Source organism: Chryseobacterium sp. BGARF1, assembly GCF_001677955.1.
Classification (GTDB): domain Bacteria; phylum Bacteroidota; class Bacteroidia; order Flavobacteriales; family Weeksellaceae; genus Chryseobacterium.
On sequence record NZ_LELA01000012.1, the window covers coordinates 21,232 to 33,291 of the forward strand.

Sequence of the window (12,060 nt, forward strand, 5' to 3'; positions counted from 1 at the left end):
AAGCTTTATATAAATAAAACCAGCCTTTTTCGGCTGGTTTTCTCAGTTTAATTTAAGTTTAAAAATCAAATTCAAACTACTATTTACTTGATTATTAGTTTTTGGGTCACCCAGTTGTTGTTAATTTTAATTTTCAGAATATACATTCCTTTTGGAAAATCAGAAACAGTTACAGACTGATCGCTGTTAAGCTGCACATTCAACTTTTTCCCATCCATTGAATACATTTCCACCGCAGTTGCCTTTTCACCTTTAATGAATACCTTTTCAGAAGCCGGATTTGGATAGATCGACAGTTTTGTTTTTGTTGAAAAATCATTGACACCCAACGTATTTTCTACCGATGGATTAGAATAAACTTTTGATGCATCAATGGATTTTACGCTCCAATATACTTGCTGAATAGAAGGATCTAGCGTCAAAAACCAAGAAGGCGTGGTTACAATATACTTTGCCACATCTTGCGCTCCCGGACTTGTCCCAACTTTAATTTCATATTGTAAAGCATTGACCGGAGTTTTATCATCCGTTGCACCACTCCATGTAAAATTGAATGTATTTCCATTTTTGTTTACATGTAAATTGGTTGGAGCAGTTGGTTTTAAATTGATTTCTGTAGAAGTATTCTGATAAAGTTTGGTGAATGAATTTAAATTGGGATCAGCCCAATCGAAGCCCGTCATTAAAACATCCAAATGATCATTTCCGTCATAATCAAAGAGTCTTATATTTCCTGTTCCACCCAAATTATACAAAGACGTATTGCTCGCTTTTGTAAAAGATTGAGAAGCCGGATCGTAAAGAAAAACATTCACCGCTCCGTCATTATTTTTATCATCACCAATGACTATAAAATCGTAATACCCATCATTATTAAGGTCTCCAACATCCACACTTGAAGCAGAAAGCCCTTCTCCGGAAATTTCATGAGTTGTAAACTGCCCCGTTCCGTCATTCATAAAGACACCAAGATATTCATCATAATTTCCATCCTGACCAATCGCCACCAAATCTAAGAAGCCATCTGCATTGAAGTCTGCATACGCTAATTTCCCGCTTGCTAAAGGCAATAAAGTTTGAGATTCCTGAAGAGTACCATTCGAATTTAAATATACTTTAAAAACAGGATCTGTATTTTTATCATAACCAAAAATGACTACATCCAACAATTGATCATTATTCAGATCTAAAACTTTGAAACTTCCGTTTTGCGTCCCTGGAAGCCAAGATTGAGTTAATTGAAAACCATTTCCTGAGTTTTGGTAAAGACTTAAATCATAAACAAAACCAGTTCCGTGCATATATTGAGGTCCGTTGATCGCATAATCTTGCTTACCATCATGATCAAGATCAAAAACCTCTATTGATCCAAAAGTTTTTCCGGCGGTATCTTCTACTTTTGAAAAACCTATTCCAGTATTTAAAAAGCGATAATGCTTATAATTAACGATATCCTGATAGCTCAATCCTGTAGAAATAATATCGAGTAAGCCGTCATTATTGTAATCTATGAATTCAATATCTCCTGAATGAGTAGCATCGATTCCTAAGTCTGCATACGCTGAAAAAACGCCATTATTGTTGGTAAAGATCTCATTGAATGTAACATCTGCAGCTCCGTCTGCATCTATATCTATTGCACCATTATACACAACATCCAGCTTTCCGTCATTATTAAAATCACCAATATCACTGGATCCGTAATAGAAGTTTTTTATATTCGTTGAAACTTCAGAAAAAGTCTGAGCCTGAAAAACCATTGGAATAAAAAAAGCAAAAACATACAACTTTTTCATTTTATTTTTATTTAGATTAATTAAAAACAAAGATAGTGTCAAATATTATTTTAGGCTTAAAATTGATACTGATATTTATCACATGACCGCATCTGACAGACTTTAAAGAAAATTAATGAAACGCTAAGTCATTAAAAATGATAAATATTTATTATAAAATTTACACAAAGACTTGTCTATCTAAAAAAATCTTCGTTATTTTGCAACCTCAAATATTATACAAATAAGAACATCGAGATATGTCAAGAATTTGCCAGATAACAGGAAAGCGTGCAATGGTTGGTAACAACGTTTCCCACGCTAATAACAAAACGAAGCGTCGTTTTGAAATTAACTTATTGGAAAAGAAATTTTACCTTCCAGAGCAAGACAAGCACGTTACGCTTAAAGTTTCAGCTCATGGATTGAGAATCATTAACAAGATTGGAATCGAAGAAGCTATCGAAAGAGGCATCAGAGAAGGATTGATTAAAAAGAACTAAGATCATGGCAAAAAAAGGAAATAGAGTTCAAGTAATACTTGAATGCACAGAGCACAAAGAAAGCGGTATGCCAGGAATGTCTAGATACATTTCTACAAAAAATAAAAAGAACACTACAGAAAGATTGGAATTGAAAAAATACAATCCTGTTCTTAAGAGATCTACCCTTCACAAAGAAATCAAGTAATTTATAAATATAATTTACCATGGCAAAGAAAGTAGTAGCAACCCTACAAAGCGGACAGTCTAAGAAAATGACTAAAGTCGTGAAAATGGTGAAGTCTTCTAAATCAGGAGCTTACGTTTTCGAAGAAAAAGTAATGAATGCAGACGAAGTTGAAGGTTTTTTGAAAAAATAATCTAGAACTTTATTTACAATACAAAAACTACTCATATTTTGGGTAGTTTTTTTGTTATCTTTGCTTTTCTAAGCTGGAAGCCAGATGTTGGAAGCTGGATGTTTACAATCATAATGTTTTATTTTGTAAGCATCCGGCTTCCTGCGCCCCGCTTCCAACATTAATTAAAATTCCGAAATTCATACAATGAGTTGGTTTAAAAATATTTTCAAAAAAGAAGAAAAAGAAACTTTAGACAAAGGTTTGGAAAAATCTAATCAGGGCTTCTTTGAAAAAATGACTAAAGCCGTAGTCGGCAAAAGCAAAGTAGATGACGAGGTTCTGGATAATCTGGAAGAAATATTGATTGCTTCAGATGTTGGTGCTTCTACGACCATTAAGATTATTGAGAGAATTGAAGAACGTGTTGCCAGAGACAAATATGTCGGTGTAAACGAATTAGACCAAATTCTACGTGAAGAAATCTCAGGACTTCTTTTGGAAAATCCTCACGCAGGAAGCGGAAATATCGATACTTCTAAAAAACCATACGTTATTATGGTTGTTGGAGTAAACGGTGTAGGAAAAACTACCACTATCGGAAAACTGGCGCATCAGTTTAAATCTGAAGGTAAAAAAGTAGTTTTAGGTGCTGCAGATACATTCAGAGCCGCAGCTGTTGACCAACTTGTCATTTGGAGTGAAAGAGTGGGCGTTACGATTGTAAAACAGGAAATGGGATCTGACCCTGCTTCAGTTGCTTTTGACACCGTACAAAGTGCCGTTGCTCAGGAGGCAGACGTTGTTATTATTGATACCGCAGGAAGACTTCACAATAAGATCAATCTTATGAATGAACTTTCTAAGATTAAGAGAGTAATGCAAAAGGTTATTCCTGATGCTCCTCACGAGATTTTATTGGTTCTTGATGGTTCTACAGGGCAAAACGCTTTTGAACAGGCAAAACAGTTCACAGCAGCTACTGAAGTGAATGCTTTAGCCGTAACAAAATTAGACGGAACTGCAAAAGGTGGTGTTGTCATTGGTATTTCAGATCAGTTTCAGATTCCGGTAAAATATATTGGGGTTGGCGAAAAAATGCAGGACCTTCAACTTTTTAATGGTACAGAGTTTGTAGATTCGTTCTTCAAGAAAAGATAAATTCTTTTTTTGAAAACAAATCATTCAAATTTATTAACATTAAAAAATTAAAATCATGGGATTTATTACATGGATTATCTTTGGCCTATTGGCAGGAGCACTTGCTAAAGTGATTATGCCCGGAAAACAAGGCGGCGGTTGGCTGATTACGATTATCTTAGGTATCGTTGGTGCTTTCGTCGGTGGCTTGATTGGAGTATATATTCTTCACTGGGGCGATGTAGATTCTTTCTGGAACTTCAGAAGCTGGTTCCTTGCCATTGGAGGGGCAATCATTGTTCTTTGGCTTTATGGAATGGCTACCAGAAAATAAAATTATATTTTTTAATAAAAAACAAAGATCCCGATTTGAAAATTTCAAATCGGGATCTTTTATGAACAATATAATTTAGTCTATTTTGATTCTGTAAGGCATTTCCATTTTTACCTCAGATTTTAATTTCTCGCTGGTAAGCTGCTCTAAGATTTCATAGTTGGCTTTACCAATTTTATTTTTAATCACTCTTGCAGAGATATCGTCTTCATTCATGTCTTCAAAAATTTGCTCAAAAGCCGTCATCTTTTTAGGATATGAAGCAACATTGTAAGATTTCAGGTTTGCTTTTTGTGCTGCAAATTTTACAGCATCATTTAAAGTTCCCAATTCGTCTACCAAACCAATTTCTTTTGCACGAACTCCACTCCAGACTCTTCCACCTCCGATGTTATCAATCTGCTCAAAAGTCTGCTTTCTGTTCTGAGTTACAAAATGTACAAATCTTTTGTACGTTCCTTCAACGCTTCTTGTCATTAAATTCACTCCGTAAGGTGTAAGACCATGCAATGAAGAATAATAAGCTGAATTAGCGTTGGTTGCAACAATATCAGAACGTACTCCGTTTTTGTTTGCAATATCTTTAAAGTAAGGTAATACTCCAAAAACTCCGATAGACCCTGTTAACGTATTCGGTTCAGAATAAATTTTATCTGCCGCCATTGCAATATAATAACCACCTGAAGCTGCATAATCACCGAAAGATACCACAAGAGGTTTCTTCTTTTTTAATTGTTGAAGCTCGAATAAGATCTCGTCAGAAGCATTAGCACTTCCTCCCGGAGAATTAATTCTTAAAACAACCGCTTTTACTTTATCATCTTCCTGAAGGTCTTTGATATATTTAATATATTTTTCGGAATAAATTTCATTGTATTCATCACCATTATTAATAGAACCTGATGCGTATAAAACCGCTACTTTTTCACCTGAACTCTCTTTATCATTATATGAATCGATATACTTTTGCAGTGAAACTTTATTTAGTTTATCTTTTTCAGCAATACTCAATTTTGCTTTGATTATTTGATCATATTCAGTTTTCTGAATCAGTTTATCTGCCAATTTGTATTTAACAGTTAAATCAGGAATCATTCCGTATAAACTGTCTACAACAGTTTTAAATTCGTCAGCTTTCATTTTTCTTGAAGCAGCCATTTTTGATGAAGTATTTCCCCAAATATCATTTAGTAAAGTACTCAACTGCTCTTTGTTTTCTGGAGAAATGTCATTTCTTAAGAATGGTTCCACAGCAGATTTAAATTTTCCGTGACGGATTACTTCAATCCCGATTCCATATTTTTCAGCAAAATCTTTGAAGAAAGTAACTTCTGTTGCTAGTCCTTTAAGCTCAATTCCACCTGATGGATTTAAATAATACTGATCAGCAACAGAACCTAAATAATAAGAAGCCTGAGAAACAGAATTTCCGTATGCGTAAACAAATTTCCCACTCTTTTTAAAGTCTTCAATAGCATTTCTCAAATCATCGATTTGCGTAGTTCCTGCGCTGATATGATCGGTCTCTATACTTATTCCTTTAATATTATCATCATCTTTAGCTTTATGAATAGCTTCTACAGCATCATAAATAAGAATGTTTGTATTTTTATTTTTGATATTAAAAATACTTTGTTGTTCTTCTGTAGGACTATCAATAATAGAGGTCTTCAGATTGATTGTTAACACAGAATTCTTTTTCACATCAACAGATTTCTCTCCGCTCATTGAGCCAATCGCAATCATGATAATAAAAAAGAAGAAAAACACGAAGCATAATATGACTATAGCCACTATATTTGCTAATACATTTTTAAAGAAACTCTTCATAAATAATCTTTTTTCTATATGTCGCAACATAAGGTGGTTTTGTTACTAGGAAGTAACATTGGTGATCAAAAAAATAATATCGATACGGCTTTAAGCAAAATAAGCGAAGCCAACTCCATATTAAAAAAAAGTGAATATTTAACATCAGAACCCGTAGAATTTGTCAGTTCTAATATTTTTTGTAATATTGCAGTAATAATATCTACTCACCTATCACCAATTCAACTGCTTGATTATGTGAAAAAAATAGAGATTGAGATGGGTCGACTTACTGACTCTACCATCTCCAAAGTTTACACAGACAGAATTATTGATATTGATATTGTGAAGTATGATGAGCTAAAATTTTTATCAAAAAGATTAGAAATCCCTCATAACAAACATCTTTTTGAAAGAGAATTTTCTAAGATATTATTAAAAGATTTTATTTAAAAAATACAAACACATAAAACATATTGTATGAAATTAGGTTTATTATTATTGGCCGCTTTGCCTATTGCTACTTATGCTCAAGACAGTATTTCCCTAAATCCAACAAACGAATATCCCAATACGTTTTCTTCTGGTTCTGCAAATGTTCAAAAATTTGACAACAAAGCAAGAAGATTCCGAGATTGGTCTGTTTCAGTGGGTGGAGGAGCTGCATTTATGGCTACTTCAGACCTTACCTCTTTTTATGGTAAAAAGATAAACTTGGGATACAACAGCTATGTAAGCTTAGACAAACAAATCTCGCACACTTTTGGGTTAAGCCTTGCTTACCAAAAAGGAGAAACAAACCAAAAAGGGGTACAGTTAGGTCCTCGTGGGAAAACAGCCGGTGTAGGAGAAGCAAAGACAAAATACGATCAAATTGCTCTAATAGGAGATGTTAATTTTTCAAATCTTTTAAGAAGAGTTGATAATTATTCACATTACAGATGGGCATTACATGGGTATGGAGGAATTGGTTTCATGAGTTTCAACACTTCTTTACATGATAATGACGAATTTAGATGGAGCAATTCACCTAAACGAGTGCCTTTATTTATAGAGCAAAAAATGGATATTAGTTCATTTTATTATCAAGTGGGTGCAGGTTTAAAATATAATGTTTCAAAACTTATCGATATTGAAGCTAGAGCAATGTACATTATCAGTGGTGATGATGAATTCGATGGTGGCGGATGGGCAGGTCCTGCAGATTATGATCTTACCAGTGGTAACTCTAAATACAATATGATCAACGACAAAAGATCAGATAATATGTTAACTGTTAATTTAGGGGTATCATTTAAATTAGGTAAACAAATGTCTCACTTAGCTTGGCACGATCCTTTACAAGAAGTATATTATAGAACAAATGTGCTCGACAACACGGCAAATGAGCTTGTAGTATGCGAAAAAGGAGATAATGATAATGACGGTGTTTGTGATGACTGGGACAGAGAATTGAATACTCCTGCAGGAGCAAGAGTAGATGGTGCTGGTGTAGCATTGGATATGGATCTTGATGGTGTCATCGATTTATATGACAAATGTGTTACGGTTCCTGGGTCACCAGACAATAATGGTTGCCCTATCAACTAAGCATACAATAAAAAACTCATTTAATTAACTAAATAAATAAAAATACATACTATGAAATTAAGTTTAGCAATTATTGCCTTAGCATTAGCTGTTCCCACAGTGAGCTATGCACAAGATTCAATAGCCGTAGTTTCTACCGACGAATATCCAAATACATTTTCTTCTGGTTCTGCCAACATTTCACCTTTCACTCAGAAATCTAAAAGATTTAATGATTGGGCTGTGTCATTTGGAGCGGGAGTACCTTTGATACAATCAGCGGATTTAACTTCTATTAAAAATGGTAACGGTAAAAATCTTTTCGGTTACTCTGCTTATGTAAGTATCGATAAAGCAATTACTCATGCTTTCGGTCTTAAGGTACAATACGACAGAGGAGAAACAAGACAAGGTTGGTTTAATACAAAAGACATGGCTCCTGACATGAATGCGGTAGGTGCAAGAACACAATACGACGCAATCTCTTTGTTAGGGGATCTTAATTTTTCAAATCTTTTAAGAAGAGTTGATAATAAATCTACTTATAGATGGGCACTACACGGATATGCAGGTGTTGGAGTTTTAGCATTTAGAGCGTATCAGAAAGATGCAACCGGACAAAGATTAATGACAGAAGTTACACCGTTTAAACTTAATGGGCTCTTCGGTCAAGCTGGAGCTGGGGTTAAATTTAAAGTAAACAGAAGATTAGACCTTGAAACAAGACTAATGTATGTTTACACAGGTTCTGACGAGTTTGATGGTGGTGGTGCACAATATAGCGCTATTAACCAAAGAGAAGAACAGGTTTCTGATAATTTCTTCAACGCAACTGTTGGTTTATCTTTAAAATTAGGAAAACATGAATCTCACCTAATGTGGCACGATCCATTGCAGGAGATTTATTATAAATTAGATGTTTTGGCGAATAAAAACCAGGATATTGAAGTTTGCAAAAAAGGAGATGCTGATAATGACGGAGTTTGTGACGATTGGGACAGACAGCTTGATACTCCTGCCGGGGCAAGAGTTGACGGTGCCGGTGTAGCTCTTGATGCAGATTTAGACGGAGTAATCGACCTTTACGATAAGTGTGTAACAGTTCCAGGACCAGTAGAAAACCAAGGTTGTCCTTTAACTCCTACTGAACCAAGTGGACCTGTGATAGAAACCGCTACAAATATGGAAGGTATTGAGTTTGATTTCAATTCAGACAGAATTTTACCTAACAACACTCCTATTCTTAACAATGCCGTTAATTATATCAACTCTTCAAATGCTACATATACTGTAATTGGAGCTACTGATACAAAAGGTACAGATGAGTATAACCAAAAATTATCTGAAAGAAGAGCAAACAGTGTGAAAAATTACCTTATCAAAAATGGTGTGGGTAAAGATAAAATCAATGCGGTAGGTAGAGGTGAAAAAGACCTTAAATACCCAGAATGTGACCCTGCTGAAAAATGTCCTGAATGGAAAAACAGAGCGAACAGAAGAGTTTACTTCGAAGCTAAATAATAAAAAGATTATTATTATAAAATTAAAGCCATGCATTGCGTGGCTTTTTTTGTCTCAATACTTTTCTTACATTTACCTTATGATTTCTCCGCAAGCTTTTAATGAACTTAAAAATAAAACCCTTAAGCATTTTTGGGGATATGATCAATTCAGAGATTCTCAAGAGCCCGTTATTGATTCTGTTATCAACAGAAAAGACACCTTAGTTCTTCTTCCTACAGGTGCCGGAAAATCATTATGTTATCAGCTTCCTGCTTTATTGCAAGAAGGAACCTGTCTTGTGATCTCACCTTTATTGGCATTGATGAAAGATCAGGTCAATCAATTAAAATTCAGAGGAATTGAAGCAGAATATCTAAGTTCAGAATTGGATGAGTTTGATGCCGAGGTCATTTATAACAGATGTAAAGACGGTTTAACAAAACTTTTATATGTTTCTCCCGAACGACTGACCAATAAACTTTTCCTTCAGCAGTTGGAAGAAATTCAGCTGTCATTTATTGCGGTGGATGAAGCGCACTGTATTTCAGAATGGGGACAAGATTTCAGACCCAGTTATCAGAATATCAAAGATTTCAGAAAAAATAATCCTGAAATCCCATGTCTTGCATTAACAGCAACAGCAACTCCTAAAGTTTTAGATGAAATTAAAACTAAGCTTGAACTTAAAGATCCGAAGGTTTTTCAAAAAAGTTTTAAAAGAGAGAATATTAAACTATTTTCTGAAGAAATTTCAGATAAATATCAAAAGGTTTTTACCATCCTTAAATATGCTAAAGAATCAGGGATTATCTATGTGAGAACCCGAAAAGATGCAGAATTACTCACCGAGTTTCTTCACCGACATAAAATTCAGAATGTAGATTATTTCCATGCAGGATTATCAACAAAGGAAAAGAATGAAAGACAGAATTTCTGGAATAACAGTGATCAAAATGTATTAATTTCAACCAATGCTTTTGGGATGGGAATCGATAAAGACAACGTACGCTTCGTTATTCACTTCTCCCCTTCTCAGTCGATTGAAAATTATTACCAGGAAATTGGCCGTGCCGGAAGAGATGGCAAAAAAAGCTATGCATTCATGCTTTGGAACAAGCAGGAAATTTCAAATTTTGATCAAATCTTAAGAAATCAAATACCCAATAAAGCAGAGTTTTTAAAGATCATTTCTTATCTCTATTCTAAATTTCAGGTGGCAGAATTTGAGCTTCCAGAAAAAGTTTTTCAGTTAAATACTTCAGGAATCCAAAGTTTCACCAAACTTTCAACAGCAAAAATAAAAAATGTTCTGAATTTCCTTCACACCCAGGAGATCATTTTTCATAACAGTAACAAAAGCTTATCCTCACTTGAGCTTTTAATTAAGCCTGATGAAATCGATCAGCTTCCACAGAAAGATGCTTATTTTATCGAACTACTTTTACGTTCCATTTCAGGAATTACGACACACAAAGTAATGTTCAGCGAGCAGAATGTCAGCAATAAAATAGGGGTCAGTGTTCATCTAATCAAAGAACGTTTGAAAGAATTACAACAGAAAAATTATTTAGAATATATCGATGGAGCTTTAGCCAGTGTAAAATTTTTAAAACCACGCGACGAAAGGACCATCAACGGAATCTATTGGAACCTTTTCGAACATATTCAAAAAAACAAAATCCAGAAATGGGAAGAAATGAAGTTTTTCATCGAAGACAATCAATACTGTAAAATGAAATTGATACTCTCCTATTTTGGTGAAAAAAACACTAAAAATTGTGGACAATGCACCGTTTGCGAAAAAAACAAACAATCTATTTTCGGAAAAAATGTTTCTTTGGAAATCATTAAGGTTTTAAATAAAAAACCGGCAACCATTGAAGAAATTTCTATACAGTTGCAGTTTCAGAGCAAAGAAAATATTTTAGAGAATCTTATCTTCTTACTAGATTCTGGAAAAGTAAAAATGTTGAATTTCCGTACTTACGCATTGACATAAGTCATGAATAATTGGTAATAAGTAATCGCAATTCTAAAATTCATAATTCCGAATTCATCACTTATAACTCAAGAGTTTTATCTTTGCACCATGAAATCATTGAAAGTCGTTTTTTTAGGCACTCCAGAGTTTGCAAAGACTGCATTGGAGGCCATTCACCAATCTCATCATGAAGTTGTAGGCGTTGTAACCGTTGCCGATAAAGCAAGTGGACGCGGACAAAAGATTAATCAATCTCCAGTAAAAGTTTTTGCAGTAGAAAATAATCTTCCCGTTTTTCAGCCTGAAAAATTGAGAAATCCTAAGTTTTTAGACGAATTAAAAAAACTAGATGCTGATGTTTTTGTAGTTGTCGCTTTCAGAATGATGCCTAAAGTTTTGTTTGAAATGCCTAGAATGGGAACTTTCAACCTTCATGCGTCACTACTTCCAGATTACAGAGGTGCTGCACCAATTAATTATGCGGTAATTAATGGAGAAGAAAAAACAGGGGCAACCACGTTCTTTATCAATGAAAAAATTGATGAAGGAAATATCTTGTTACAAGAAGAAATTCCGGTTTTAGAAAATGAAAATGCAGGAAGTCTTCACGACAGATTAATGGAAATGGGCTCGAAATTGGTGGTAAAAACATTGGATGGATTAGCCGAAAATTCAATTATTGAAAAACCTCAACCTGAAGTTGAACATCCGAAAAACGCTTTTAAGATTTTTAAAGAAGACACCAGAATCGATTGGACGAAAACTTCAAAAGAAGTTCACCAGTTTATTTTAGGAATGTCTCCTTACCCTGCAGCTTTTACTACTTTAAAAATTGGAGAAGATGAAAAGGGATTAAAAATATACAATGGAAAATTCGAAATTTCAGAGCACGAAAAACCTGTCGGAAGTTTAGAGATTTCTAAAAATGATTTTAAAATCTATACCAAAGACGGAATGTATTTTCCTTTAGAATTACAATTGGAAGGTAAAAAAAGAATGAATATCAAAGATTTTCTAAACGGCTTTAGAAATTTCGACGAAATAAAAATGGCTTGAGTGAATCAAGCCATTTTTTTTATTTTGAATTGTGAAAAGTTAATTTTGCTTC

The 12,060-nt window shown here is 34.2% G+C and carries 12 protein-coding genes; 10 read left to right on the plus strand and 2 right to left on the minus strand.

Going from position 1 to position 12,060, the window contains the following annotated elements:
• Positions 1 to 83 precede the first annotated feature (83 nt).
• Positions 84 to 1,796, minus strand: a complete 1,713-nt coding sequence (locus AB671_RS02590) for a T9SS type A sorting domain-containing protein (protein ID WP_066674997.1) — start codon at positions 1,794 to 1,796, stop codon at positions 84 to 86.
• A 239-nt stretch (positions 1,797 to 2,035) separates the two neighbouring features.
• On the opposite strand from AB671_RS02590, the gene rpmB reads away from it, so the two are divergent.
• The 5 genes from rpmB to AB671_RS02615 all read left to right on the plus strand — a co-directional run bounded on the left by rpmB (position 2,036) and on the right by AB671_RS02615 (position 4,090).
• The gene (rpmB, locus tag AB671_RS02595; protein WP_034760742.1) at positions 2,036 to 2,278 is read left to right on the plus strand and encodes a 50S ribosomal protein L28; all 243 of its coding nucleotides are present in this window, start codon (positions 2,036 to 2,038) and stop codon (positions 2,276 to 2,278) included.
• 4 nt (positions 2,279 to 2,282) lie between these two features.
• On the plus strand, positions 2,283 to 2,465 hold the full coding sequence (rpmG, locus tag AB671_RS02600; protein WP_027373683.1) for a 50S ribosomal protein L33: 183 nt from the start codon (positions 2,283 to 2,285) through the stop codon (positions 2,463 to 2,465).
• Positions 2,466 to 2,484: 19 nt separating this feature from the next.
• The gene (locus AB671_RS02605; protein ID WP_066674993.1) at positions 2,485 to 2,637 is read left to right on the plus strand and encodes a DUF4295 domain-containing protein; all 153 of its coding nucleotides are present in this window, start codon (positions 2,485 to 2,487) and stop codon (positions 2,635 to 2,637) included.
• Positions 2,638 to 2,823: 186 nt separating this feature from the next.
• Positions 2,824 to 3,777 carry a signal recognition particle-docking protein FtsY gene (ftsY, locus tag AB671_RS02610; RefSeq protein WP_066674992.1) on the plus strand — a complete coding sequence of 318 codons (954 nt, stop codon included), beginning with the start codon at positions 2,824 to 2,826 and terminating at the stop codon, positions 3,775 to 3,777.
• Positions 3,778 to 3,832: 55 nt separating this feature from the next.
• On the plus strand, positions 3,833 to 4,090 hold the full coding sequence (locus AB671_RS02615) for a GlsB/YeaQ/YmgE family stress response membrane protein (RefSeq protein WP_066674991.1): 258 nt from the start codon (positions 3,833 to 3,835) through the stop codon (positions 4,088 to 4,090).
• A 75-nt stretch (positions 4,091 to 4,165) separates the two neighbouring features.
• Here AB671_RS02615 and sppA read toward each other — a convergent pair whose 3' ends face one another.
• A complete protein-coding gene (sppA, locus tag AB671_RS02620) occupies positions 4,166 to 5,920 on the minus strand; it encodes a signal peptide peptidase SppA (protein WP_066674990.1) in 1,755 nt (584 codons plus the stop codon).
• An 18-nt stretch (positions 5,921 to 5,938) separates the two neighbouring features.
• On the opposite strand from sppA, the gene folK reads away from it, so the two are divergent.
• From folK to fmt, 5 genes are all read left to right on the plus strand, one after another.
• A complete protein-coding gene (gene folK, locus AB671_RS02625) occupies positions 5,939 to 6,352 on the plus strand; it encodes a 2-amino-4-hydroxy-6-hydroxymethyldihydropteridine diphosphokinase (RefSeq protein ID WP_066674989.1) in 414 nt (137 codons plus the stop codon).
• Positions 6,353 to 6,379: 27 nt separating this feature from the next.
• Complete coding sequence (locus AB671_RS02630; protein ID WP_066674988.1) at positions 6,380 to 7,489, plus strand: outer membrane beta-barrel protein; 1,110 nt, start codon at positions 6,380 to 6,382, stop codon at positions 7,487 to 7,489.
• Positions 7,490 to 7,540: 51 nt separating this feature from the next.
• The gene (locus tag AB671_RS02635) at positions 7,541 to 8,989 is read left to right on the plus strand and encodes an OmpA family protein (RefSeq protein WP_066674986.1); all 1,449 of its coding nucleotides are present in this window, start codon (positions 7,541 to 7,543) and stop codon (positions 8,987 to 8,989) included.
• A 79-nt stretch (positions 8,990 to 9,068) separates the two neighbouring features.
• Positions 9,069 to 10,970, plus strand: a complete 1,902-nt coding sequence (locus tag AB671_RS02640) for an ATP-dependent DNA helicase RecQ (RefSeq protein ID WP_066674984.1) — start codon at positions 9,069 to 9,071, stop codon at positions 10,968 to 10,970.
• A gap of 90 nt (positions 10,971 to 11,060) precedes the next feature.
• Positions 11,061 to 12,008 carry a methionyl-tRNA formyltransferase gene (gene fmt / locus AB671_RS02645; RefSeq protein WP_066674982.1) on the plus strand — a complete coding sequence of 316 codons (948 nt, stop codon included), beginning with the start codon at positions 11,061 to 11,063 and terminating at the stop codon, positions 12,006 to 12,008.
• The last annotated feature ends 52 nt before the right edge of the window (positions 12,009 to 12,060 follow it).